Source organism: Stutzerimonas chloritidismutans (assembly GCF_051486945.1).
GTDB classification, from domain to species: domain Bacteria; phylum Pseudomonadota; class Gammaproteobacteria; order Pseudomonadales; family Pseudomonadaceae; genus Stutzerimonas; species Stutzerimonas chloritidismutans_B.
Genome location: NZ_JAHVDX010000004.1, coordinates 225171 through 251868 on the forward strand (window position 1 = coordinate 225171; position 26698 = coordinate 251868).

Genomic DNA, 26698 nt, shown 5'->3' on the forward strand with positions numbered 1-26698 from the left:
GAGTCAGGCAAGCCCCAGTTCGCGCCAGATACGCATCACGGCACGTCGCTCGTCATGAAATTGGTCCCCACTCACCACGCCAGGCAGGTTTTGCAGTGATTGCCGGTGGGCCGCTGCACGGTAGGCCTTGTAGGCATCTTGCAACAGCCGCACCTCATCGCCGGTCATCAATCCGGCCTGCTCCAACCCATCGAGAATGCGGATGTTATCGGTATAGCGCAGCAGTTGCGGATGCTGGTGCGACCACGCCAAAGCCGCGTATTGCACCATAAATTCGATATCGACGATACCACCGGCATCCTGCTTGAGGTTGAACTCGCCGTCGGGCAGGAAGGCGCTGTCGGCCGTGCCGGCCTGGGTGGAACGGGTGCCGAGATTGTCGCGCATCTTGGCACGCATCTCGCTGACCTCACTGCGCAGCTGTTCCAGATCACGGGGCTGCCCCAGAACCGAAGCACGGACCTTTTCGAAATCTGCCCCTAACTGAGGGCACCCGACGAGCACCCTGGCACGCACCAACGCCTGATGCTCCCAGGTCCATGCCTCCCCGCTCTGGTAACGCTCAAAAGCGCCCAACGAGCTGACCAGCAACCCGGCGGCACCGGACGGCCGCAGTCGCATGTCAACCTCGTAAAGCTGGCCGGAGGTGGTCTGGGTAGTCAGCAGGTGAATGATGCGTTGCCCCAGGCGAGTAAAGAATTGCGCCCCATCGATGGGCTTGCCGCCATCGGTTTCGGCATTCGGATCACCGTCGTGAATGAAGACCAAGTCCAGATCCGAGCCGTGACCGAACTCAAGACCACCGACCTTGCCGTAGCCGACGATGACGAAGGCCGGATCACAAAGCGAACCGTCGCTACGCCGCGGCTGGCCGTGACGCGCGACCGTATGCCGCCAGGCCAGCGCCAGCACTTCTTCGAGAATCGCTTCTGCCAGCCAAGTCAGATAGTCGCTAACTTTCATCAAGGGCAGCGTGCCGGCGATCTCCGAGGCGGCGACGCGCAGCCGATGCGCCAACTTGAAGTGGCGCAGGGCTTCCATTTGCTGTTCGAGATCGTCTTCAGGAATTCGCGCCAACCGCTCACGCAGTTCGGACGCCAATTCAGGCGCCTGCGGCGGGCTGAACAGGCGCCCCGCGTTGAGCAACTCATCCAGCAACAGCGGGAAGCGAGTGATCTGCTCGGCGATCCACGGGCTGCCCGCGCAAAGCTCGAGCAGCCGCTGCAAGGCGCCAGGATTTTCGGTCAGCAGCACGAGATAAGCCGAACGCCGTGCCACCGCCTCGACCAGTGGCATGACGCGCTCGAGTACCAGGTCCGGGTCGTCCTGCTCTACCGCTTGTGCGAGCAGCCGTGGGATGAAGGCGTCCAGCCGTTCGCGGCCAAGCCGCTGCATGGTACGCACCTGATTTCCGCTGCGCAGCGCGGCAAGGCGCTGACAGGCGCCCTGGCCGTCGCGAAAACCGGCATCGGTCAACTGGCGGCAGGCGTGCTCCTCATCCCAATCCTGCTCCCAAAGCGGCAGCCACTCGCCACCGACGAGCGTTTCGCCCTCGGCTTTCTCGTCCTCATCCGGATCGGCAATCACTTGCTGGAAATGCCACGCCACGCGCCCACGCCAATGAAGCAATTTCTCGTGGAATGCCTCCCAGTGATCGAAGCCCATGATGAAAGCGACACGATCGCAGTCGATCGCGCTGTCCGGCAGCATTTGCGTCTGACGGTCATCGATGGCCTGCAGCGCATGCTCGGTATAGCGCAGAAATTCATAGGCCTCGCGAAGTTCGTCGACCGCCGGCGCAGGCAGATAGCCCTGGCCCGCAAGCGTAGTCAGCACCTTTAGCAGCGGCCGCTGCTGAAGGCTCAGGTCACGGCCGCCATGGATCAATTGGAAAGCCTGCGCGATAAACTCCACTTCGCGAATACCACCGGAGCCCAGCTTGATGTTGGCCGCCATGCCCTTGCGCCGGACTTCTTGCTGTATCAGCTGTTTCATGGTGCGCAGCGCGTCGATCGCCGAGAAGTCGAGATAGCGCCGGTAGACGAAGGGGTGGAGCATTTCGAGCAGCACCTTGCCTGCCGACTGATCGCCACCCACTACGCGCGCCTTGATCATGGCGTAGCGTTCCCAGTCGCGCCCTTGATCCTGGTAGTACTGCTCCAGCGCATTGAAGCTCAGCACCAGCGAGCCGGACGAGCCATAGGGCCGCAGGCGCATGTCGACGCGAAAAACGAAACCGTCGAGTGTCGGCGCATCGAGCGCCTTGATCAGTCGCTGACCGAGGCGGATGAAGAATTCCTGGTTATCCAGTGAGCGTTTAGCGCCAACGGTTTCGCCACCTTCTGGATAGCCGAATATCAGATCGATATCCGAAGAGAGATTGAGCTCGCGGGCGCCGAGCTTGCCCATGCCGAGGATGACCATGTGCTGCGGCTCGCTGCTACGCCGCCCGGTCGGCACGCCGAACTGCTCGCAGTGACGCGTATAGAGCCAGGCGTAGGCCAGGTCGATGCAGGCGTCGGCCAGATCCGAAAGGTCGCCGCAGGTTTCGGCCAGGTCAGCCTGGCGCGTCAGGTCACGCCAGACGATACGCACCTGCTGGCGGTTGCGGAAACGCCGCAGCCGTCGCGCCAGCTCGTCCTCGTCGCTGCAATCGGCCAGCGCTTCAGCGAGCGACGCCCGCATCTCGCCACTCTTCAGCGAACGCTCCAACAACCCGGATGAGGCCAGCCCCAGCAGCATCGAAGGATCTCGACTAACCTGTTCGCTGACGAAATCACTGGCGGCGCAGACCCGCCCGAACGCCTCGCGCCGTGGCTCGGGCCAAGCGATGAACGCATCCACCTCCTGCGCCGATGAGTCGCGCAGCGCATCGAGGAACGTCTCCTCGGCACGACTGACCAAAGAATGGAGCGAGGTGGGCAGCGCAACCAGCGGTGGCAGACTCATAGGGCTCCTTAGCGAACGATTGGCTACAAGACAGCGAAAGTATCGAGCCAGAGCCCTGGAACCCAAGCCAGCCAAGCCAGCGGGGTCGCTGCGCATGTAGTTTTACTACGAATGATTGTTACAGGGGGCTGAATCAAGAGCGGTTTTGTAGTAAAACTACAGGGCCCGGCTCTACCCCCGGCATCATATCCAAGAACATATACGCACCGGCCCACAAAGCCGGCAGCGAAGTCAGGCAACCGATTCTGGAAGCCTTTCCGCCCTGGAGCAAGCCATGCAAGATCTCGATCCCGTCGAAACCCAGGAATGGCTGGACGCCCTCGAGTCAGTCCTCGACCGAGAAGGTGAAGACCGCGCCCATTACCTCATGACCCGGATGGGGGAACTGGCCACCCGTAGTGGTACTCCCCTGCCCTACGGCATCACCACCCCGTATCGCAACACCATCCCTGTCACGCGCGAAGCCAAGATGCCCGGCGACCTGTTCATGGAGCGACGCATTCGCTCCCTGGTCCGCTGGAACGCGCTGGCGATGGTGATGCGCGCGAACATGAAGGACCCGGACCTGGGTGGACACATTTCCACCTTTGCCTCCAGCGCGACGCTCTATGACATCGGCTTCAACTACTTCTTCCAGGCTCCAACCGAAGAACACGGCGGCGACCTGATCTATTACCAGGGTCACGCCTCGCCCGGCATCTACGCTCGCGCCTTCCTCGAAGGTCGCCTGACCGAAGACCAGATGCTCAACTTCCGCCAGGAAGTCGATGGCCAAGGCCTGTCGAGCTACCCGCACCCGCACCTGATGCCGGACTTCTGGCAGTTCCCGACCGTATCCATGGGTCTGGGTCCGATCACCGCGATCTACCAGGCGCGTTTCATGAAGTACCTGGAAAACCGCGGCTTCATTCCGAAGGGCAAGCAGCGCGTCTGGTGCTTTATCGGTGACGGCGAGTGCGACGAGCCCGAAACCCTCGGTGCCATCTCCCTGGCCGGCCGCGAGAACCTCGACAACCTGGTGTTCGTCATCAACTGCAACTTGCAGCGCCTGGACGGCCCGGTTCGAGGCAACAGCAAGATCATCCAGGAACTGGAAGGCGTGTTCAAAGGCGCGAACTGGAACGTCAACAAGGTCGTTTGGGGCCGCCTGTGGGATCCGCTATTCGCTGCCGACGAAGACGGTCGCATGCAGCGTCGCATGGACCAGGCCATCGACGGCGAATACCAGAACTACAAGGCCAAAGATGGCGCTTATGTGCGCAAGCATTTCTTCGGTGCCGATCCGGAGCTGCTCAAGCGCGTCGAGAGCATGTCCGACGAAGAAGTCTGGAAGCTCAACCGTGGCGGCCACGACCCCTACAAGGTTTATGCGGCCTATCACCAGGCGGTCAACCACAAGGGCCAGCCGACGGTCATCCTGGCCAAGACCATCAAGGGCTACGGCACCGGTGCCGGTGAGGCGAAGAACATCGCCCACAACACCAAGAAAGTCGATATCGACAGCCTGAAGAAATTCCGCGATCGCTTCGATATCCCGGTCAACGATTCTCAGCTGGAAGAGCTGCCGTTCTACCGTCCGGCCGAAGACAGCGCCGAGATGAAGTACCTGCGCAAGTGCCGTGAAAAGCTCGGCGGCTCGTTGCCGCAGCGTCGGCCGAAGAGCTTCAGCATCCCGACGCCGCCGCTGGAAACCCTCAAGGCGGTACTCGACGGCTCCGGCGAGCGCGAGATTTCCACCACCATGGCCTTCGGCCGGATTCTCTCGCAGCTGGTCAAGGACAAGGACCTGGGCAAGCGCATTGTCCCGATCCTCGCCGACGAGGCGCGTACCTTCGGCATGGAAGGCATGTTCCGCCAGCTGGGCATCTACTCGCCTGTCGGGCAGCTGTACGAGCCGGTCGACCGCGATCAGGTGATGTACTACCGCGAGGAAAAGGACGGCCAGATCCTGCAGGAAGGCCTCAACGAAGCCGGCGCGTTCTCCTCGTTCATCGCGGCAGGTACCGCCTACAGCAACTACAACCAGCCCATGCTGCCGGTCTACATCTTCTACTCGATGTTCGGCTTCCAGCGCATCGGCGACCTGGCCTGGGCGGCGGGCGATGCCCAGACCCGCGGCTTCCTGCTGGGCGGTACCTCAGGGCGCACCACGCTCAACGGCGAAGGCCTGCAGCACGAAGACGGCCACAGCCACATTCTGGCCAGCACCATCCCCAACTGCCGCAGCTATGACCCCACCTACGGCTACGAGCTGGCGGTGATCATGCATCACGGTATGCACGAGATGATGGAGCAGCAGAAAAGCGTCTACTACTACATCACCGTGATGAACGAGAACTACCAGCAGCCGGCCATGCCCCAAGGGGTCGAGGACGGCATCATCAAGGGCATGTACCTGCTCGAGGAAGCCAAGGGCGACTTCAAGCACCGCGTGCAGCTGCTGGGCTCGGGCACCATCCTGCGTGAAGTGCGCGCGGCGGTGGACATCCTCGCCAAGATGGGCGTCGGCGCCGATGTCTGGAGCGTCACCAGCTTCAACGAACTGCGCCGTGATGGCCTGGCCGTGGACCGCTGGAACCGCCTGCACCCGACCGAAGAACCCCGCAAGAGCTACGTCGAGCAGTGCCTGGAAGGCCGTGAAGGTCCGGTAGTGGCCTCGACCGACTACATGAAACTGTTCGCTGATCAGATCCGTCAGTGGGTGCCTTCGCGCGAATATCAGGTGCTGGGCACCGACGGCTTCGGCCGCAGCGACTCGCGCGCCAAGCTGCGTGATTTCTTCGAAGTCGACCGTCGCTGGGTGGCCGTCGCCGCGCTGCAGGCTCTCGCCGATCGCGGCGCCATCGAACGCAAGGTCGTGGCCAATGCCATCACCGAGTTCGGTATCGACCCCGAGAAGCGCAATCCGCTGGATTGCTGATGCGTGCGCACAGGAGAACCTATTGTGAGTGAAACCATACGCGTACCCGACATCGGCAGCGGTGAGGGTGAAGTAATCGAGTTGTTCGTCAAGGTCGGCGACCGTATCGAGGCCGACCAGAGCATCCTGACGCTTGAATCCGACAAGGCCAGCATGGAAATTCCGGCGCCCAAGGCGGGCGTCGTGAAGGCCTTGAAGGTCAAGCTCGGCGACCGCCTGAAGGAAGGTGACGAGCTACTTGAGCTGGAAAGTGAAGACGGCCAGAGCAGCGAGGCACCGGCGCAAGCCGCTGCCGAGCCAGCCGGCGCAGCAACCGGTGGGCCAGCTGATGAAGCTGAAGTCCCAACGCCTCCGGGCGACGAGAATCCATCAGCATCCGCTGACGAAGGCGAGTCGCAGGAGATCAAGGTTCCGGACATCGGCTCCTCCGGCAAAGCCAGCGTGATCGAAGTTTCAGTGAAGCCCGGCGACACCATTGCCGCCGAGCAAGCGCTGATCACCCTCGAGTCCGACAAGGCCAGCATGGAGATCCCCTCGCCCGCCGCAGGCGTGGTCGAGAGCATCTCGGTCAAGGTGGGGGATGAAGTCGGTACCGGCGATCTGATCCTGATCCTCAAGGGCGAAGCAGCAAGCAAACCGGCAGCAGCCAGCAGCGCGCCGCAAAGCCAACCGAAGGAAAAGCTCACCGAACAGGCCGCCGAAGCACCGGCCGAAGCGGCTGGCGAATCCGTCGAAGAGGTTCGTATTCCAGACATCGGCTCCAGCGGCAGCGCCAAGGTCATTGAAGTCATGATCAAGGCCGGCGACAGCGTTGAAGCCGATCAGTCGCTGATCACCCTCGAGTCCGACAAGGCCAGCATGGAAATCCCGGCGCCAAAAGCAGGCGTCGTGGAGTCGTTGTCGATCAAGGTGGGTGACGATGCCAAGACTGGCGATCTGATCCTGACCCTGAAGGTCAAAGGCGCAGCGCCAGCGAAAAAGGCCGAGCCCAAGCCGCAGGAAGCCGCACCGCAGCAAAAGGCCGTCGCGCCCAACAAGCAGGGCGTTCCGGAAGCCAAGGCAACGGCGACCCCCGCTCCGGCCGTAAGCGGCCCGAGCAAGGCCGGCACCAAGGTGCATGCGGGCCCAGCCGTGCGTATGACCGCACGTGAGTTCGGTGTCGAGCTGGCTGACGTTCAAGGCACTGGCCCGAAGGGGCGCATCCTCAAGGAAGACGTCCAGGCCTACGTCAAGAACATGATGCACAAAGCCAAGCAGGCGCCAGCCGCCGGCGCGGCGGGCGGCTCGGGTATCCCAGCGGTTCCGGAAGTGGACTTCAGCAAATTCGGTGAAGTCGAAGAAGTCCCGATGACACGCCTGATGCAGGTCGGCGCCGCCAACCTGCATCGCAGCTGGCTCAACGTGCCGCACGTGACCCAGTTCGAGTCCTCGGACATCACCGAGCTGGAAGCCTTCCGCGTTTCGCAGAAGGCGGTCGCGGAGAAAGCCGGCGTCAAGCTGACCGTACTGCCGCTGCTGCTCAAGGCGTGCGCGCATCTGCTCAAGGAGCTGCCGGAGTTCAACGCCTCGCTTGCGCCAAGCGGCAAGGCCGTGATCCGCAAGAAGTACGTCCACATCGGCTTCGCCGTGGATACACCGGACGGCTTGCTGGTTCCGGTCATCAAGAACGTCGACCAGAAGAGCCTGCTGCAGCTGGCCGCGGAAGCGGCGGAACTCGCCGAGAAGGCACGCACCAAGAAGCTGTCACCGGATGCCATGCAGGGCGCCTGCTTCACGATCTCCAGCCTCGGCCACATTGGCGGTACCGGCTTCACGCCGATCGTCAATGCGCCGGAAGTGGCGATCCTCGGCGTTTCCAAGGCGACCATGCAACCGGTATGGGATGGCAAGGCGTTCCAGCCTCGCCTGATGCTGCCGCTGTCGCTGTCCTACGATCACCGCGTCATCAACGGGGCCGCAGCCGCGCGCTTCACCAAGCGCCTGTCCGAGCTGCTCGCGGACATCCGCACGATGTTGCTGTGAGTCGTTGACCATGAAAAAACCCGCTTCGGCGGGTTTTTTCATGCTGGGGCGATGCGTGTCGTCAGCCCTTTTGCATATTGCGCAGCAGGAACGACAAGGCTTTGGCCAGCTCCTCGGCGCCCTGAGGGTCGCGCAGGATGGTCAGCCAAGGCTCTCCGTCGCTGGAATTACCGAAGGTGCAGACCAGCCCCTGGGTCGGGCATCGGTATTGCAGGTAAGGGTCGACACCAAAGACGCTCAGGCTACGGTTTCGGACGGCCAGATTGCCGGAGGCATCACGACGCTCTTCGCGAATGCGCAGCTCGCCGGGCTGCCCCACGTCTAGCCGGTAATCGAGGTCATGCGGATCAGGTTGGCCGACTTGATAAGACGCCCGCAGGCCATAGGTTTTCAGCAACGCATTGGTATGCGCGAGCAAGGCCTGGCGCTCATTGGATGTCAGGTAAAGCGACTTCAGCTCAGCGAGGTATCGAGCAGGTTCGTCAGACCCCAGGGTGTTGGTTTCCGCCGCTTTTAGCTGCTCGCCGGCGACGAGCAGGAGCGAGACCATCAGGAAGTTCAGTAGCCGACTTGTCAGTCCCTGCTGCATGATGCACCCTTGTGATAATTAATGTTATTTAGCCATCGCTTTGCCAGGAAACGCGCCTAGATTGGGCCTGGCAGAGCGATTCCCGCAGCATACTGGAAGCAAACCGCTCGATGAAAATACATACCGATGCCGCCAGCCGTCTGGCGACCGAGGTTGTGACGCAGTTGCCAGTGCCTTCCAGGCTCGGCATGCTGCGCTTCGAGCGCCTAAATGAATCCAGCTGGGCGCTGCTTTACCTGGACCCCGCCTGCGAGCGCTACCTAGGCCAACCGGCCCAAGAGCTGTGCTCTCTGATCGACTCACCCTACGCCAGCCTGATGGAACCCCAGGCCCGGCTGCAGCTGCACGACATCATCCAGACACAACTGGCCGACCTCGGTCATTACTCGGTCCGCTACTGCATTCACGCCGCGAACGGCATGCTGGATTTGCTCGAAATTGGTGAGCTCTGCCAGCAATATGGCCGCGAAGTCGTGTGTGGCTACCTGATCGTTGAGCAACACAGCGCCGTCTCGCCTGCGCTCGAGATCGAGAACGCAAAGCTTAGATCATCCCTGGAGTTCTACCAGCAGGCCCAGGACGAACACCTTGAGCACTTGATCCGCTCACGCGCCCAACAGAGCTTGATCGTGCGGCTGGCACGCCACCGTTACAGCTCGCCCGACCCACAGCTCGAGGCCGCCCAACTGATCACCCGAGCAGCGAGCGAAGCCTATGGCATCGCACGCGCAGCAATCTGGCATGTCAATGGCAGCCAGCTCGAAGCGATCGCCGCGTATCGGCGCGATACCAACAGCCACGAATACCCAGGCACGCTCGATACCACGACGTGCCCCCGGTATCTGGAGGCGCTCCATGCCAGTCGCGCCATCGACGTTCAAAATGTCGTAGACGACCCGCGTACTCAGGAGCTGGTGGAGCACTTCTTCAAGCCCCGCGGCATTACCTCCATCCTCGACGCGACCATCCGTGTCGGCGGTGAAGTGATCGGTGTGCTCTGCCTGGCGCATTCAGGGTGCGCCCGAGCCTGGCACACCGACGAGGTGGCGTTCGCTGGCGAGCTGGCCGACCAATATGCGCAGGTACTGGCCAATCAACAGCGACTAAGCGCCACTCACACGCTGCATTTGTTCCAGCGGGCGGTGGAACAGAGTGCCAGCGCATTCATCCTGGTCGACCGTGACGGTGTGGTGGACTACGTCAACCCCAGCTTCACCTCCATTACGCAGTTCTCCGCCGAGGAGGTACGCGGCCGGCGGCTGGCAGACCTGACCGCCCTGGAGAACCTCAGCGAGCTGCTCTTCGACACCTCATCCGCGCTGGCCAACAACAACAGCTGGCAAGGTGAGTTCCGCAGCCGCCGCAAGAATCTCGAGCCCTACTGGGGGCAGTTGTCGATCTCCAAAGTCTTCGGCGAAAGTGGTGAGCTCACGCACTACATCGGCATTTATGAAGACATAACGCATAGCAAACTGGCGCAGCAGCATATCGAGCGCCTGGCCTACACCGACAACCTGACCAACCTCGGAAACCGCCCCTTCTTCATACGCAGCATTGAAGAACGCTTCGCGCGCAATGCGAGCCCCAGGCTGTGCTTGCTGCTGGTGGACATTGACAATTTCAAGCGCATCAACGACAGCCTGGGTCACCAGACCGGCGACAAACTCCTGACCAGCCTGGCCCGTCGCCTGCGCAACAGCCTGAACCGTGACAGCGTCCTGGCGCGCTTTGCCAGCAACGAGTTCGCCCTGCTGCTCGACGACATGGATCTCGACGAAGGCCATCGGCTGGCGAATCAAGTCCTGCGCATCCTCGACAAACCGCTCTTCGTCGATAAGCAGCTGATCACCGTCAGCGCCTCACTGGGCCTGGCGTGCGCGCCGCTTCACGGACGCGACCCGGAAACGCTGATGAAGCATGCAGGTCAGGCGCTGCACAAGGCCAAGGCCAACGGCAAGAACCAAGTCCAGGTCTTTACCGAAGCGTTGCATGCCGAGGCGAATTACAAGCTGTTCGTCGAGAACAACCTGCGGCGTGCGTTGGTGCAAAACGAACTGGAGATCTTCTACCAACCCAAGCTCTGCCTGAGAACCGGCCGCCTACAGGGGCTCGAGGCACTGCTGCGTTGGCATCATCCGGAAAAGGGCATGATCCGCCCGGACCAATTCATTAGCGTTGCTGAGGAAACCGGGCTGATCATCCCGATCGGCAAATGGGTGGCGCGCGAAGCCTGCCGCATGAGCAAGCAGCTGGCCGCGCTGGGCAATGGCACCCCGCACATGGCGATCAATCTCTCGCCCAAGCAGTTCTCCGACCCCGAGCTGGTCGACTCCATCGCCCGCGTGCTGGCAGAGGAAGGTCTACCGCCTGAAATGCTCGAACTCGAACTCACCGAGAGCCTGCTGCTGGAAGCCACTGACGAGACCCGCCAGCAACTGATCGGCCTCAAGGCGCTGGGCGTCACGCTGGCGATGGACGACTTTGGGACCGGCTATTCGTCACTCAGCTACTTGAAGAAATTCCCGATCGACGTGATCAAGATCGATCGCAGCTTCATCAAGGACATCCCTGGCAACCAGGACGACATGGAAATCACTTCCGCCGTGATCGCCATGGCCCGCAACCTGCGCCTGAAAGTCGTGGCCGAAGGAGTCGAAACGCCCGAACAGCTCGCCTTCCTACGCCAGCACCGCTGCGATATCGGCCAAGGTTACCTGTTCGATCGGCCAATTCCCGGCAATACCCTGCTCGCCAGTCTCGGTCGCTATCCACGCTGGGCCTAACCGCTCGTTCATAGAAAAGCGCTTTGGTTTATCGCGCCGTTGGCCTAGGCTTTCAGGCAGCCTTTGGACTTTCGGATCGAGGAACCCACATGACCCTGCGCTCGCAAATTCTCGTTCACAAGCAGGCGCTGCCCGACCAGACCCAGGCGCTGCCCGGCCGCGCCACGCCGATTCCAGTGCCCGATGCGCACTTCGTCAATGGCCATCCGCTGCAGCCACCCTTCCCAGCGCACCTGCAGCAAGCGATTTTCGCCATGGGTTGCTTCTGGGGGGCAGAGCGCCGCTTCTGGGAGCTACCCGGTGTCTGGACCACAGCGGTTGGTTACGCCGGCGGCGTAACGCCGAACCCCACCTATGAAGAGGTTTGCTCCGGGCTTACTGGGCATACCGAGGCCGTGCTGGTCGTCTTCGACCCGCAGCAGGTCAGCTACGCCACGCTGCTCAAGCGTTTCTGGGAAGCACACAACCCGACTCAGGGCATGCGTCAGGGTAACGACATCGGCACTCAATATCGCTCGGCCATCTACTGCCTCGATGATGACCAGTTACAGCAGGCACGCACGAGCGAAGCCGCATTCCAGACAGCGCTGAATGCACAAGGCTTCGGTAGCATCACCACGGAGATCGAAGACGCGCCGACCTTCTACTATGCCGAGGCCTACCATCAGCAATACCTTGCCAAGAACCCGGGCGGCTATTGTGGTCTGGGTGGCACAGGCGTCTGCATGCCAGCCTGAACGGTGCGCGTCGACGCCATGGCGTCGACGCGCTAGCTAGTACCATCGGGTTAAGCATTTGGCCGCAACGGCGGCACAAAAAAGAAACCCCGCGTAAGCGGGGCCTTTGCAGACTGAATCCTGACATCCGTGATCTACGCCATCCTGGCGTCGGTCCACTGAGCGTTCCTGTTGTTTGACTGCGCTTCCATACGCCCCTGTCCTGGCAAGCAGACTACTCAGCGCTCCATGGAACCTGTAGTAGCCAACTGCACCACGCTTTGTAAGCAATTGCTTACAAACGAACCGTCCATGCTTCAAGTTTGTAAGCAATTGCCCATAGCGTAGGCTGCTTTATGACCGGGCGTGATGGCGCATTGTTCCCTTCGATGGCGAATTAATTTCAATTTGCCTCTACAGGTTAAGTCGTTAGAACTGCTCCGCCTGCAGAAAATAGAGTGATTCGCTGCCTGCTTTCACCGACGCTGCCAAGGAATGAATCCGCGGCAGCAGGCGTGCAAAGTAGAAGCGTGCCGTGCCGAGCTTGCTGACATAAAAATCATCATGGTCCTTGCCCTGCGCTGCGGCGGCCATTTGCGCCCACATGAAGGCGTAGGCCGTGTAGCCAAACACCTGCAAATACTCGACCGACGCAGCGCCGATTTCGCTGGGGTTGTTGCGTGCGCCGTCGAGCACGAATTCAGTGAGATCGTCGAGGACACCAAGCGAGGCTTCGAGCGGGGTCACGAACTCAGCCATCTCGCTGCCGGCCGAACGGCAGAAGCGTCGGATGTCATCACCAAACACCCTGTACAGGTCTCCGCCACTGCCAACGACCTTGCGCCCGACCAGATCCAGCGCCTGGATGCCGTTGGTGCCCTCATAGATCTGCGTAATGCGGCAGTCGCGAACGAGCTGCTCCTGGCCCCACTCACGAATGAAACCGTGTCCACCAAATACCTGCTGGCCGTGAATGGTCGATTCCAACCCCATGTCAGTGAGAAAGGCCTTGGCCACGGGCGTCAGCAGCGCGACCAGCGCCTCGGCTCGCGCACGGGCGTCGACATCCTCACTGAACTTCGCGGTGTCGAGCTGCATCGCGACGTAGGTGGAGAAGGCGCGCCCTCCTTCGTTAAGCGCTTTCATGGTCAGCAGCATGCGTCGCACGTCAGGGTGCACGATGATCGGATCGGCGGCCTTGTCCTGCGCGACCGGGCCGGTCGGCGCACGGCTCTGGATGCGCTCGCGGGCATATTCGATCGCGCTCTGGTAGGAACGCTCACCGGTTGACAGCCCTTGAATTCCTACGCCCAGGCGCTCGTAGTTCATCATGGTGAACATGGCCGCCAGGCCCTTGTTCGGCTCGCCAACCATCCAGCCGGTGGCGCCGTCGAAGTTCATCACGCAGGTGGCTGAGGCCTGAATGCCCATCTTGTGCTCGATCGAGCCGCAGGCCAGGCTGTTGCGCTCGCCCAGCGAACCGTCTTCATTCACCATCACCTTTGGCACCAGGAACAGCGAGATGCCTCGGGAGCCCGCCGGTGCGTCCGGCAGTTTTGCCAGCACCAGGTGGATGATGTTCTCGGTCAGGTCGTGCTCCCCACCGGTGATGAAGATCTTGGTACCGGTGACCTTGTAGCTGCCATCGGCCTGCGGCTCGGCCTTGGTGCGGATGATGCCGAGGTCCGTGCCGGCATGCGGCTCGGTCAGGCACATCGAGCCGGCCCAGACACCCGCGTACATATTCGGCAGATATCTTTGTTTCAGCGCTTCGCTGGCATGTGCGTAGATCGACAGGCAAGCGCCGGAGGTGAGCATCGGATAAAGACCGAAGGCAAGGCTGGCAGAGTTCATCATCTCTTCGACCTGCGCCGAGATCGCCTTCGGCATGCCCATGCCGCCGTAAGCCGGATCGCCGCCAACGCCGACCCAGCCACCTTCGGCATACAGTCGGTAGGCTTCGGGGTAGCCCGCCGGGGTGGTCACCGCGCCGTCCTGCCAATGGCAGCCTTCTTCGTCGCCGCTGCGGTTGAGCGGGGCGATAGTGCCGGCCGTGATCTTGCCCGCCTCTTCGAGGATTGCGTCGGCGGTCTCGGCGTCGACCACTTCGGCCAGCGCGGGCATGGCGCGCCAGTGGCTCGGGGCGTCGAACACTTCGTTGAGGACGAACCGCATGTCGCGAAGGGGTGCCTTGTAGTCAGCCATGGGAAACCTCGCTGGGACTGTCACCGACCGGTGTGGCCGTTTGCTAGACAGCGAGTCTAGCCGACGCCTCGAGAGGGCCGAAGCGTCTGTTTGTGACTAGCGGGTTCCGCCGACGAGCCGACGTCAGGCATGGAAAAAGCCCGCATGAAGCGGGCCTTTAGGCAGGGCGTGATCAGGCGCTGAAGTGTTCTGCGGGCAGCTTCATCAGGCTCTCGCTGCCGGCGTCTATCGCTGCCAGGTGCGCGCCGGTGCGCGGCAGCAGGCGCTTGAAGTAGAAGTCGCAGGTGGCCAGCTTGGCTTCGTAGAAACCGGGCGCCTCCGTGCCCTGCTCCAGCTTTCGTTGCGCGACAAGGGCCATGCGCAGCCAGAGGTAGCCAAGCACGAAGTAGCCGCAGTACATGAGGTAGTCGAGCGCGGCCGCGCCGATTTCGTCAGGGTTCTTCATCGCCGCCATGCCGATGCGGGCAGTAACTTCGCCCAGCTGCTTGTTCAGCCGTGCCAGTTCGGCAACCTGAGCGCCGAGAGCCGCGTGGCCTGCGTTCGCTTCGCAAAATTTATGGATTTGCTTGGTAAAGCCCAACATCAGCTTGCCCTGGCTACCAAGCACCTTGCGCCCGAGCAGGTCGAGCGCCTGGATGCCGTTGGTGCCCTCGTAGATCGGCGCGATCCGCGCGTCGCGCATCAGCTGCTCCATACCCCATTCGCGGATATAGCCGTGCCCCCCGAAGACCTGCATGCCGTGGTTGGTGACCTCCAGGCCGGTTTCGGTCATGAAGGCCTTGCAGATCGGCGTGAGGAAAGCGAGCAGGCCTTCCGCCTCCTGGCGCTTGGCCTCCTCCGGGCTGTGCAACTGATCGAGCAGTTGTGCGGTGAAATAGGCGAGCGCGCGGTTGCCCTCGTTGAACGCCTTCATGGTCAGCAGCATGCGACGCACATCGGGGTGCACGATGATCGGATCGGCAGGCCTGTCCGGCGCCTTGGGGCCGGTCAGCGAACGCATCTGCAGACGTTCGTTGGCGTATTTCACCGCGCCCTGGTAGCTCGCCTCACCATTGCAAAGACCCTGCATGCCGGTGCCCAGCCGCGCGTGGTTCATCATGGTGAACATGCAGTTCAGCCCCTTGTTCACCTCGCCAATGAGAAAACCCTTTGCGCCATCGAAGTTCATCACGCAAGTGGCCGACGCCTTGATACCCATCTTGTGCTCGATCGAACCGCAGGTGACACCGTTGCGCTCGCCGATGCCGTCACCGGCAGGCATGAATTTGGGCACGATGAACAACGAAATGCCCTTGGTGCCAGCCGGCGCATCGGGCAGCTTGGCCAACACCAGGTGCACGATGTTCTCGCTCAGGTCGTGCTCGCCGGCGGAGATGAATATCTTGGTGCCGCTGACGGCATAGCTGCCGTCGGCCTGCGGCACGGCGCGGGTCTTGATAATGCCGAGGTCGGTGCCGCAGTGGGGCTCGGTCAGGCACATGGTTCCGGTCCAGCGGCCTTCGGTCATCTTGGTCAGGTAGGTCTGCTTCTGCTCGTCACTGCCGTGCGCACCGATGGCCGCCATGGCGCCGTGAGTCAGGCCTGGGTACATGCCGAACGAGGTATTGGCCGAACCGACCATCTCACCGATGACCAGCCCCAATGAATGCGGCAAGCCCTGCCCGCCGTAGGCCGGGTCAGACGCCAAGCCCATCCAGCCGCCTTCGGCATATCGGCCGAAGGCTTCCTTGAAGCCCTTCGGTGTGGTGACTACCGTGTCCGCGTGATGGCAGCCCTCTTCGTCGCCGCTGCGATTGAGCGGCGCCAGCACCTGTTCGCAGAACTTCGCGCCTTCCTCGAGGATGGCGCTGACCATATCAGGCGTGGCGTCATGAGCGCCTATGGCGACGTAGCTGCTGGCGAAGTCGAAGACCTCGTCGATCAGAAAGCGCATGTCGCGCAGGGGGGCCTTGTAGTCGGGCATGGGTTTCTCCAGGACGGTTCGCATACATCGTGGCGCCACGCTACGTCTGGAGCCCTGTCACGCCAATGACCGTGCAGGCGCTGAATGCGACGTCATAACCGCTAGCTGTCAGCTGCAGCCCGCTTGGCGGTACGTACGGCACCGCGGCGGTTTTCACCGTGACAGCGAACGCAGTTGCGGCCAGCGCCCTTGGCGCTATAAAGGGCCTGATCGGCCTGCTTGATGACCTCATCGGGACTGCGCTGCGTCGCAAGCCGCTCGGCAACCCCGATGCTGACGGTGACCGATACCGGAGTTGTCGATGCACCCGTGCGGCGCTGACGCCCCTGTTCGGCATCCCTGGGCCGTCGAGCCTTGTCCCGCAACTGCAGCGGATAGTCCTGTACCGACTGCCGTACGGCCTCAAGATGTGGTAGGCAATGGTCGAGATCGCGCCCGGGAAACACCAGCGCGAATTCCTCGCCGCCGTAGCGATAGGCGCGCCCTCCACCGCCGACACGCCGCAGCCGGCTTGCCACCAGCCGCAGCACCTCGTCGCCGACGTCATGCCCATGGGTATCGTTGAACGCCTTGAAACGGTCCACGTCGACCATCGCGATGACGTATTGCCGCCCAAGTCGCTGCAGCCGCTCGTTCAGGGCGCGACGGCCCGGCAGGCCGGTCAACTCATCCCTGAAGGCCATCTGGTACGCCTCCTGCGCAATCGCGACGACCAGCGCAAGCATCATCAAGCTACACAGGATATTGAGCGCACCGGGCCGGCTGAATACCTGCGGCAGCATTAGCAACAAACCAAGCAACGCAACCCAATGCGCGGCGTGCGACGGGCGAGGCCAGCGAACGTACTGCGCCAGAATGCCCAGCCAGGCCGCCAGGAAAACCGGGTAGGCCAGTTGGATCAACTGCAGCCAGTCCGTCTGTAGCGCAGGCCAGCGAACCGTTACCAACCAGTCGTGCAGGACCTCGGGGAAGCGGCGAGCAAGCGCCAGCGCCGACACCGATACAGCGAACAGCACGGCGAGGCGCGCCAGCCCGTCCTGCAGCAGGTGCGTCCGCTCGCGCCATAGGGCGAACAACCCGTACAGCGCAGGCAACAGCAAGCTGCAGAGGTGGAAGGTCAGCGCCGCGCCTGGTAGCAACGTACCCGTCAAGCGGTAGTGGTCGGCCTGAGTGTCGAGCAAAAAATAAACAAGGTAGATGACAGCCAGCAGGAAAACTTCACGTATTCGCCCATAGGCAATGCAGAACGCACCTCCGAGCAACAGCAGGACGGTCGGCAGCACATTGAATAGCGACGTGAAGAACTCGTTCAGGTTCGGCTGGCGCGCAGCCACGCACCCACCGGCGAGCAAACCCAGCGGTGCATAGAAGTGGCTAAGACGTGGAGGGCTCAGGCGAGGCAAGACGGCTCCGGTAATGCCGCGACGTTGGTTGGTAGCATTTTGCCTACTCTTTGTGACGTCCACACCCAGCACGATGGAATTCGCCTGACCGTTGATCTCGCAGGCATAAAAAAACCGCTGCCGAAGCAGCGGTCTCGTCAACGCTCAAGCGCCTCAGTAAGCGAGCTCGAAGTGCGCCTCGTCCATGTCCATCAAATTGTCGGCACCGGACAGCATGGCTTCGACATGTGTCCGGGTGCGCGGCAGGATGCGCTGGAAATAGAAGCGAGCCGTCTGCACCTTGGCGGCGTAGAACCCGTCGGCGTCTTCGCTGGCCGCGATCTTGGCACTCGCCAGGCGAGCCATGTCGGCCCAGAAATAGGCCAGGCAGGCATAACCGCAGTACATCAAGTAGTCGACCGACGCGGCGCCCACTTCTTCGCGGTTTTTCATGGCAGCCATGCCGACCTTCATGGTGACGTCGCCCCACTCCTTGTTCAGCTTGGCCAGCGGCTCGACGAACGATTTGATCGCCTCGTTACCCTCGTTGGCCTGGCAGAACTTGTGCACGACCTTAGTAAAGCCTTTCAGCGCCTCGCCTTGCGTCATCAGTACCTTGCGGCCGAGCAGGTCCAGCGCCTGAATGCCGGTGGTGCCTTCGTAGAGGCAGGAGATGCGGCTGTCGCGCACATTCTGCTCCATGCCCCACTCGGCGATGAAGCCATGGCCGCCGTAGATCTGCACGCCATGGTTGGCCGCCTCGAAGCCGACTTCGGTCATGAACGCCTTCGCGATCGGCGTCAGGAACGCCAGCATCGCATCGGCGGCCTTGCGCTGCTCTTCGTCCTGGCTGCGCTGGACGATATCGACCTGCTTGGCAGCGAAGTAGAGCATTGCACGGTTGCCTTCGGCGAAGGCCTTCATGGTCAGCAGCATACGGCGCACATCAGGGTGAACGATGATCGGATCCGCTGCCTTTTCCGGCGCCTTGGGCCCGGTCAGCGAACGCATCTGCAGACGCTCACGCGCATAGCGGATACCGCCCTGGAAGCCGATCTCGGCATGCGCCAGACCCTGCAGGGCAGTGCCCAGACGAGCAGTGTTCATGAAGGTGAACATGCAGTTCAGGCCCTTGTTCGGCGGGCCGATCAGGAAGCCGGTTGCGCCGTCGAAATTCATCACGCAGGTCGCGTTGCCGTGGATGCCCATCTTGTGCTCGATGGAGCCGCAGCTCACGCCGTTGCGCTCGCCCACGCCGCCTTCGGCGTTCGGCAGGAACTTCGGGACGATGAACAGGGAGATGCCCTTGGTGCCTTCCGGCGCATCAGGCAGCCGGGCCAGGACGATATGGACGATGTTGTCGGCCATGTCGTGCTCGCCAGCGGAGATGAAGATTTTGGTACCAGACACTTTGTAGCTGCCATCGGCCTGGGGCTCGGCCTTGGTACGCAGCATGCCGAGATCGGTGCCGCAGTGCGGTTCGGTCAGGCACATGGTACCGGTCCACTCGCCGGACACTAGCTTGGTCAGGTAGGTCTGCTGCTGCTCGGGGGTACCGTGCTCGTGCAGGGTGTTCATCGCGCCGTGGGACAGGCCCGGGTACATGCCCCACGACCAGTTGGCTTCGCCGACCATTTCGCTGATGGCCATGCCCAGCGATTCCGGCAGGCCCTGCCCGCCATGCTCGACGTCATGGGCCAGGCTCGGCCAGCCGCCTTCGACGAATTGCTGATAAGCCTCTTTGAAGCCGGTCGGCGTCTTCACACCGCTTTCGCTCCAGGTACAACCTTCGGTATCGCCTACGCGGTTGAGGGGAGCGATGACCTGTTCGCAAAACTTGGCGCCTTCGTCGAGAATGGCGTTGACCATGTCCGGGGTCGCGTCTTCACAACCCGGCAGACTCTGATAATGCGCCTCGTAGCCGAGCAGTTCGTCACGTACGAAGCGGATATCGCGCAAGGGGGCCTTGTAGTCAGGCATAGCGTAAACCTCAGCGGTAGGTTCAGGTGACTGGCAGATCAGCCACGCTCGATTTTGGAGTGGACCTCCGGCACGCCCGGCAGGTCAAACAGGCGTTTGAAACATACGTTTAGGCCTAGGCGATGTCAAGCAGCGACCCTCATGCCGTTCGTCGGCATGATTCGTTCAATATAGGCTTGGATGCCGGGGCTGAGAGCGCCCCGTGAAACCGGTCATGACGACCGGTAGGGTTAGGCAGTGGTGTTGACTAGGGTGCCGAGCACTTCATCGGCAGTCTGCAGCATCCGAACGCCGGCGCGCGCCTGATACTCCCCCACCTTCAGCTGCACCAGCTCCTCGGTCAGCTCGACAGTCTCGGCGACCGCTTGGGAATTTTCACTGATAGGCAGCTCGGCTATGGCTGTTGCGGCACCGTCGACGCGCTGTTGACCGGCTTGGAAGGCTGACAGGCCCGCGCCCAGCAAGTTGCTCGTAGTGATCTGCATGGAATCAATCTCGCTGATCGGGATGGGCTTCATTGAAGCAAAGCCATCATCATGACGCCAGTTCTACGTCGTTATAAGCCGCGACTCTTTATTACCTTGACCACGTCTATTCAGGAGAAGCGCCATATCCAGATAACCTGCCACCTCAGCGGGGCCCGCCACCGGTAGACGCGGCACGATCCCCAGGCAGGGTGCCGCCAGCCGCTCGGCGAGGGTCTGGAGGTTCTCCTGCAGGCGTGACGTGTCCGGATCGACAACGTTAGCCACCCAGCCGGCCAGCTTTAGCCCGTCATGCTCGATGGCTTCGGCGCTGAGCAGCGCATGGTTAATGCAGCCAAGGCGAACGCCGACCACCATGATCACTGGCAACTCGAGCGCGCGGGCAAGATCGGCGAGCGTTTCGACCCCATCCAGAGGGACGCGCCAGCCGCCGGCACCTTCAACCAGCGTAAAGTGTGCTTCCAGCGCCAATACCTGGCGGACCGGTTCGAGCAGCGCATTCACGCTCAGTTCGACGCCCGCCTCGCGCGCCGCTAGGTGCGGCGCGATGGCAGGCTCGAAAGCGAGCGGATTGACCTGCTCATAGCGCAGCGGCAGCGTGCTTTCGCCGAGCAGGGCCAGGGCATCGCTGTTGCGCAGGCCGTTTGCCGTCCGCTCACACCCGGACGCGACCGGTTTGGCTGCTGCCGTACTCAGCCCGGCAATGCGCGCAGCATGCAGCAAGCCCGCCGCGATGGTGGTCTTGCCCACCTCCGTATCGGTGCCAGTCACGAAATAAGCCTGATTCATCTACTGCTCCTTGCGCATCACACCGTAGACGACCTGGTAAGTCGCGGGCAGGCCCGCGGGTTGCCGGAAACGCTCATAGGCTTCGACCAACGCACGGATGCGTGCACGCCCAGTCAGGCCGCCTGGGCGCCCAGGGTTGAGATTGTGCGCGCCGAGCGCCTTGAGTTCGTGCGTGAGCTGGCGCAGCTCGGCGAAGTGCAGCACGCGCGGCTCGACGACGAGGCATTCGACCCGAAGCGGCGCTTCGCCACAAAGCTGCCGATACTGCTCGACATGGCGGAACCGGTTGACGTGTGCGAAGCCGTCAACGGCCTGCCAGCTGTCGCGCAATTCCTGCAGGGTGCCGCTGCACAGGCTACTGAACGCCAGCACTCCGCCAGGGCGCAGCACACGCGCCGCCTCGCGCAGCACCGCCTGAAAGTCGGCACACCATTGCAGCGCCAAACTGGAGAAGATCAAATCCGCCGACGCCTCGCGCAGCGGCAGGCACTCGGCATCGCCTGCGATGAAGTGCTTCGCGCCACCCAGCCGCCGCGCATGGCGCAACATGCCTTCAGCAATATCGACGGCAAACCCTTCGCATGCAGGGAAGCGCTCGGCCAGGCCGCGGGAGAAATGGCCGGTTCCGCAACCCAGGTCGACCCAACGCTGCACCTGCAGGTCACTCGGCAAGCGTTGCAACAGCCCATCGCCAACGGCACGTTGCAACGCCGCGACGGCATCGTAACTGCCGGCAGCCCGTGAAAAAGAAGCGGCGACCTGATGCTTATCGGGTAGCCCCGTCGATACGGCTTCCCGCTCGGTCATGGCCCGGCGCCTTGGATCACGCTAAGCATCAGGCTTGCAACTTCATCGGCACGCTCCAGCGGCGCGGCATGGCTGGCGTCGGCGATCAATTCGGCCCGGGCGCCCGGCATCCAACGCCGTACAGCATCGCAGGCGCTGGCCGGCACCAGCGCATCGTGGCTGGCGAACAGGTGCAGCTGGGGGCCGAAGTAGCCATGCAGGGCGTCGCGCCCATCCAGTTGGGCCAGCAATTGCAAACCCGCATCCAGCACCTCGACGGGCGATTGCGCCTGGCTGACCTGAAGCTGGCGCGCCAGGGTGCGTGGATCGAACCCGCCACGGCTGCAGAGCATGCGGAACCGCTTGAGGGTCTCCTCCGGGTCGAGGCGAAAGGCTTCGTGGAAGGTATCGAAGATCTCGGCATCCATCGCCTCCGGCCATTGCGACCGGGCGCGAAAGCAGGGATTGCTGGCCACGGTAACGAGCCCGCGACAAGTGTCGATGCGGCGCGCGGCCAGTTGAGTCGCGAGCATGCCTCCCAGCGACCAGCCACCGAGCCAGCTGTCGGTGGGCAACCTGGCGTCCAGCTCATCGAGCCAAGCGTTGGGATCGGCCAGATCGGGCAGCGGCTCGACCGAAACATCAAGGTCCGATGCCTGTTCGCCCAAGGCATCGCAGAGCGGCTGTAACGCCGCCGGACCGAATGCCCATCCGGGCAGCAAAATCAGCTGATCACGCATCCGCTTGTGGCTCCTCGGCCGTGGGATTCCAGCATTCGGCCAGGACATCCAGCAGTCGTTCCACCTGCGCCTCGGTGTGCGACGCGCTGAAGGTCACCCGCAACCGAGCACTGCCAACCGGCACCGTAGGCGGGCGAATCGCGCCGACCAGGACGCCGCGTTCGCGCAGCGCCGCAGACAGCGCCAGGGCGCGCTCGCTGCTGCCGACGAGAATCGGCTGGATGGGCGTCGGGCTGTCCATGAGCGTCAGGCCGATCTCGGCCGCGCCCTGACGGAAGCGCGCGATCAGTTTATTCAGATGATCTCGGCGCCAGCCCTCGGTGCGCAGCAGCTCCAGGCTTTTAAGGGTGGCGCAGGCAACCGCCGGTGGCTGGCTGGTCGTATAGATGTACGGCCGGGCGAACTGGATCAAGGTCTCGATCAGCTCGTCGCTGCCCGCGACGAAGGCGCCAGCGGTGCCGAAGGCCTTGCCGAGCGTGCCGACCAGTACCGGCACCTCAGCCATCCCCAGTCCGAAATGCTCGACGATGCCGCCACCGGTTTTGCCCAACGGACCGAAGCCATGGGCGTCATCGACCATGACCCAGGCGCCTCGGGCGTTTGCGGTGGCGCACAGCGTCGGCAGGTCGGCCAGGTCGCCATCCATGCTGAATACGCCGTCGGTGACCACCAGGGTATTGCCGGTCGCCTTGTCCAGGCGCTTGGCCAGGCTGTCCGCATCGTTGTGCAGGTAACGGGAGAAGCGCGCACCGCTGAGCAGGCCGGCGTCGAGCAGCGAAGCGTGGTTGATGCGGTCTTCGAGCACCGTATCGCCCTGCCCCACCAGCGCCGTGACGGCGGCCAGATTGGCCATATAGCCAGTGGAGAACAACAAGGCGCGCGGGCGGCCGGTGAAGGCAGCCAAGGCCTCTTCGAGCTGGTGGTGCGGCGTACTGTGCCCCATGACCAAGTGCGAGGCACCGCCGCCGACGCCCCAGCGTTCGGCACCCTGCTGCATGGCGCGGATCACGTCAGGGTGGCTGGCCAGCCCGAGATAGTCATTGGAGCAGAACGCTAACAACTGTTCGCCATCGACCGTCACCTCCGGCTGCTGCGGTGTTTCCAGCAACGGGCGATGGCGATAGAGATGGGCGGCGCGGCGCTCGGAGAGACGTGAAGCGAGATCGAACGGCATGGCAGAGGAGCTTATGTAGGAGCCAGCTTGCTGGCGAACCTGTAGCCGCAGGAGCTTCGCGGCCACAGGGGTCGTGCTAATCAGGCCGACGCGGCGTCGTAAAACAGCTTGCTGTCGCGCTGCTCGACCAGCGCCTGCTCGATGGCGGCCTGGTGCACTTCGTCGTCATGCTCTTCGCGCGCTTCGGGTTGAATGCCCAGGCGCTTGAACAGCAGCATGTCCTTGTCAGCTTGCGGGTTGCCGGTGGTCAGCAGCTTTTCGCCGTAGAAGATCGAGTTGGCACCGGCGAGGAAGGCCAGGGCCTGCATCTGCTCGTTCATCTGCTCGCGCCCGGCAGACAGGCGAACGTGGGACTTGGGCATCATGATCCGCGCCACGGCGAGCATGCGAATGAAATCGAAGGGATCGACGTCCTGTTCCTCGGCCAGTGGCGTGCCCTTGACCTTGACCAGCATGTTGATCGGCACCGACTCCGGGTGCTCGGGCAGGTTGGCCAGCTGAATCAGCAGGCCGGCACGGTCGTTCAGCGACTCGCCCATGCCGAGGATGCCACCGGAGCAGATCTTCATCCCCGCATCGCGGACGTAGCTCAGCGTCTCCAGACGGTCGGCGTAGGTGCGGGTGGTGATGATGTTGCCGTAGAACTCCGGCGAGGTATCGAGGTTGTGGTTGTAGTAATCCAGGCCTGCAGCGGCCAGCGCCTTGGTCTGCTCCTGATCGAGCTTGCCAAGCGTCATACAGGTTTCCAATCCCATGGCTTTCACGCCCTCGACCATCTTCAGGACGTAAGGCATGTCCTTGGCGGAGGGGTGCTTCCAGGCGGCACCCATGCAGAAGCGCGTCGAGCCGATGGCCTTGGCTTCGGCAGCCGCATCGAGCACCTTCTGCACTTCCATCAGCTTTTCTTTATCGAGACCGGTGTTGTAGTGACCTGATTGCGGACAGTATTTGCAGTCTTCGGGGCAGGCACCGGTTTTGATCGACAGCAATGTCGAAACCTGAACGCGGTTGGCATCGAAGTGCTGGCGGTGCACGCCTTGAGCCTGGAAGATCAGGTCATTGAAAGGTTGCTCGAAGAGCGCCTTGACTTCGGCGAGGCTCCAGTCGTGACGGGTAACGGAAGCGGTGGTGGCGCTCATAAGCAATCCTTGTAATTAATAGCGGCTCGGCGGCCTGGCACGGATGCGAAATGGTTAGCCAAGCGCGGAAAGCTGTCAACCAGGAAAGGAAGCATGGTTTACCAATGGTTAAAAATTAATCACTCATGCGCGCTTTGTGACGGCGCCTGCGAGTTCGGCCAGTCGGTGTGCGGCCCTTGCGAGGGCGACCTGCCCTGGCTAAATGGGTGCTGCAGTATCTGCGCGCTGCCGCTGCCCGCCTCGGGGATGGTCTGCGGTGAGTGCCAGAAGCGGCCGCCCAGTTTCGATCACGTCGTCGTACCGTGGCGTTTCGCCTTTCCGGTCGATGCGCTGATCAGCCGCTTCAAGCACCGCGCGCAATGGCCGCTTGGCCGGGTACTGGCCGAGCAACTTGCCCGTCACTTGCATCACGCGTTCGATGAGGGCCTGCCTCGCCCACACGCACTGGTTACCGTTCCGCTAGCCCGAAAACGCCTGCGCCAGCGCGGCTTCAACCAGGCCGGCATGCTGGCCGATTGGCTGGGGCGCGCGCTGGCCCTGCCGGTCGAGCACGACACCCTCAGCCGAACGCTCGACACCGCCTCACAACAGCAACTGGACGCGGCCAGCCGACGGCGCAATCTGCGCCAGGCGTTCGCGCTCACTGCGCCGGATGCCCTGACCGGGCGGCACCTGGCGATCGTCGATGACGTACTGACCACCGGCGCCACCGCCGAGGCGCTGGCCAGAGTGCTCAAGCGCGCCGGCGCAGCGAGGGTGGATGTCTATTGCCTGGCCCGTACACCGAAACCCGGCGAATAGCCTTCGCGGTTGTGCATGCACGCCAGTGCAATACACTGGCTGCCCGCCTACGGAGCCGACCATGAGCCACCCCTTCGACACACTGACCCCTGACCTTGTGCTCGATGCGGTGGAGAGCACCGGGCTGCTCAGCGATGCGCGCGTATTGGCGCTCAACAGCTACGAAAATCGGGTTTACCAAGTGGGCATCGAGGAAGAATCGCCGCTCGTGGCGAAGTTCTACCGGCCGGGCCGCTGGAGCGATGCCGCGATCCTTGAAGAGCATCGGTTCAGCCAGGAATTGGCCGAGCGCGAAATTCCTGTCGTCGCCCCGCTTGCGCGCGACGGCCACACCCTCTTCGGACATGCCGGCTTTCGCTTCGCGCTTTTTCCCCGCCGTGGCGGGCGTGCACCGGAGCCGGGCAATCTAGACCAGCTATACCGGCTCGGCCAACTGCTGGGCCGCATGCACGCCGTGAGCGTGAGCCAGCCCTTCCAGTATCGAGAGACGCTGGATGCCCAACATTTCGGTCACGCCTCGCTGGCCACGCTGCTGGACGGTGGCTTCGTACCCAAATCGCTGCTACCTGCCTACGAGTCGGTCGCCCGGGACCTGTTGAAGCGCGTCGACGACGTATTCGCCCGAACCGATTTTCAGCCGATCCGGCTGCATGGCGACTGCCACCCCGGCAACATCCTGGCGCGGGACGATGCCTTCCATCTCGTCGACCTGGACGATTGCCGAATGGGCCCCTCGGTACAAGACATCTGGATGATGCTCGCCGGCGAGCGTCACGAGCGCATGGCGCAACTGTCTGAACTCGTCGACGGCTACAGCGAATTCCATGATTTCACCCCGCGCGAGTTGCCGCTGATCGAGGCCTTGCGTGCCCTGCGCCTGATGCACTACAGCGCCTGGCTCGCCCGCCGCTGGGATGACCCGGCATTCCCGATGAGCTTTCCCTGGTTCGGCACCGAACGGTACTGGGGCGACCAAGTACTGATCCTGCGCGAGCAAATCGCAGCGCTGCAGGAAGAGCCGCTGAAGCTGTTTTGAGCTAGAGAGCCAAGCCCAGAACCCGGACTGGCCTCGTAGGGTGGATCACACGTCATCGATCCACCACTGGCGTCACGTTGAACGTAAGCGCGACATTCACCCCGGCCTAGCTCACCCTGTAGGAACCAGCTTGCTGGCGATCAGGACAACCCAGCGACTCCCAGCCTCGATAGCCTCTGATCGCAAGCAAGCTCGCTCCTACCAAAGGCGAGAGGCGCGGCCCGGATTCCGGCTTCACC

The 26698-nt window shown here is 62.6% G+C and carries 18 protein-coding genes; 6 read left to right on the forward strand and 12 right to left on the reverse strand.

The genetic code is table 11. The features are described 5' to 3' along the window. Positions 1-3: 3 nt before the first annotated feature. Positions 4-2949: a bifunctional [glutamate--ammonia ligase]-adenylyl-L-tyrosine phosphorylase/[glutamate--ammonia-ligase] adenylyltransferase gene (gene glnE, locus KXR72_RS16520; RefSeq protein WP_437422184.1), complete on the reverse strand. Its 2946-nt coding sequence runs from the start codon at positions 2947-2949 to the stop codon at positions 4-6. 274 nt (positions 2950-3223) lie between these two features. On the opposite strand from glnE, the gene aceE reads away from it, so the two are divergent. Beyond that, positions 3224-5869, forward strand: coding sequence for a pyruvate dehydrogenase (acetyl-transferring), homodimeric type (gene aceE, locus KXR72_RS16525; protein WP_437422185.1), 2646 nt, complete (start codon positions 3224-3226; stop codon positions 5867-5869). A gap of 24 nt (positions 5870-5893) precedes the next feature. Beyond that, positions 5894-7891 (forward strand): dihydrolipoyllysine-residue acetyltransferase, encoded by a 1998-nt coding sequence (gene aceF, locus KXR72_RS16530; RefSeq protein ID WP_437422186.1) that lies wholly within the window; start codon positions 5894-5896, stop codon positions 7889-7891. 61 nt (positions 7892-7952) lie between these two features. On the opposite strand, the gene KXR72_RS16535 is transcribed toward aceF, so the two are convergent. Further along, positions 7953-8441, reverse strand: a complete 489-nt coding sequence (locus tag KXR72_RS16535; RefSeq protein WP_437422510.1) for a hypothetical protein — start codon at positions 8439-8441, stop codon at positions 7953-7955. A gap of 149 nt (positions 8442-8590) precedes the next feature. On the opposite strand from KXR72_RS16535, the gene KXR72_RS16540 reads away from it, so the two are divergent. Together KXR72_RS16540 and msrA are read left to right on the forward strand one after the other, a co-directional pair. Further along, positions 8591-11263, forward strand: coding sequence for a sensor domain-containing protein (locus tag KXR72_RS16540; RefSeq protein ID WP_437422187.1), 2673 nt, complete (start codon positions 8591-8593; stop codon positions 11261-11263). Between the two features lie 89 nt (positions 11264-11352). Beyond that, a complete protein-coding gene (msrA, locus tag KXR72_RS16545; protein ID WP_437422188.1) occupies positions 11353-12000 on the forward strand; it encodes a peptide-methionine (S)-S-oxide reductase MsrA in 648 nt (215 codons plus the stop codon). A 408-nt stretch (positions 12001-12408) separates the two neighbouring features. Here the strand turns inward: msrA and KXR72_RS16550 are convergent, their stop codons facing one another. The 10 genes from KXR72_RS16550 to bioB form a co-directional block, all read right to left on the reverse strand. Further along, on the reverse strand, positions 12409-14184 hold the full coding sequence (locus tag KXR72_RS16550) for an acyl-CoA dehydrogenase C-terminal domain-containing protein (RefSeq protein WP_437422189.1): 1776 nt from the start codon (positions 14182-14184) through the stop codon (positions 12409-12411). Between the two features lie 172 nt (positions 14185-14356). After that, on the reverse strand, positions 14357-16147 hold the full coding sequence (locus tag KXR72_RS16555) for an acyl-CoA dehydrogenase C-terminal domain-containing protein (protein WP_437422190.1): 1791 nt from the start codon (positions 16145-16147) through the stop codon (positions 14357-14359). A 101-nt stretch (positions 16148-16248) separates the two neighbouring features. Further along, the gene (locus KXR72_RS16560) at positions 16249-17550 is read right to left on the reverse strand and encodes a GGDEF domain-containing protein (RefSeq protein WP_437422191.1); all 1302 of its coding nucleotides are present in this window, start codon (positions 17548-17550) and stop codon (positions 16249-16251) included. 153 nt (positions 17551-17703) lie between these two features. Further along, on the reverse strand, positions 17704-19509 hold the full coding sequence (locus KXR72_RS16565) for a phenylacyl-CoA dehydrogenase (RefSeq protein ID WP_437422192.1): 1806 nt from the start codon (positions 19507-19509) through the stop codon (positions 17704-17706). A gap of 230 nt (positions 19510-19739) precedes the next feature. Continuing rightward, positions 19740-19994 carry a hypothetical protein gene (locus KXR72_RS16570; RefSeq protein ID WP_437422193.1) on the reverse strand — a complete coding sequence of 85 codons (255 nt, stop codon included), beginning with the start codon at positions 19992-19994 and terminating at the stop codon, positions 19740-19742. Positions 19995-20057: 63 nt separating this feature from the next. After that, positions 20058-20783, reverse strand: a complete 726-nt coding sequence (gene bioD / locus KXR72_RS16575) for a dethiobiotin synthase (protein WP_437422194.1) — start codon at positions 20781-20783, stop codon at positions 20058-20060. Further along, entirely contained in the window at positions 20784-21590 is an 807-nt protein-coding gene (gene bioC, locus KXR72_RS16580; protein ID WP_437422195.1) for a malonyl-ACP O-methyltransferase BioC, read from the reverse strand. Then, positions 21587-22309, reverse strand: coding sequence for an alpha/beta fold hydrolase (locus KXR72_RS16585; RefSeq protein ID WP_437422196.1), 723 nt, complete (start codon positions 22307-22309; stop codon positions 21587-21589). The genes bioC and KXR72_RS16585 overlap by 4 nt, the downstream gene beginning before the upstream one ends. Then, positions 22302-23483, reverse strand: coding sequence for an 8-amino-7-oxononanoate synthase (gene bioF / locus KXR72_RS16590; protein ID WP_437422197.1), 1182 nt, complete (start codon positions 23481-23483; stop codon positions 22302-22304). Before bioF ends, KXR72_RS16585 begins: the two co-directional genes overlap by 8 nt. Positions 23484-23563: 80 nt before the next feature. Beyond that, the gene (bioB, locus tag KXR72_RS16595) at positions 23564-24622 is read right to left on the reverse strand and encodes a biotin synthase BioB (protein ID WP_437422198.1); all 1059 of its coding nucleotides are present in this window, start codon (positions 24620-24622) and stop codon (positions 23564-23566) included. A 93-nt stretch (positions 24623-24715) separates the two neighbouring features. Between bioB and KXR72_RS16600 the strand changes: the two genes are divergently transcribed. Both KXR72_RS16600 and KXR72_RS16605 read left to right on the forward strand, forming a co-directional pair. Continuing rightward, on the forward strand, positions 24716-25423 hold the full coding sequence (locus tag KXR72_RS16600; RefSeq protein ID WP_437422199.1) for a ComF family protein: 708 nt from the start codon (positions 24716-24718) through the stop codon (positions 25421-25423). Positions 25424-25484: 61 nt separating this feature from the next. Beyond that, on the forward strand, positions 25485-26459 hold the full coding sequence (locus KXR72_RS16605) for a serine/threonine protein kinase (RefSeq protein WP_437422200.1): 975 nt from the start codon (positions 25485-25487) through the stop codon (positions 26457-26459). Positions 26460-26698 lie beyond the last annotated feature (239 nt).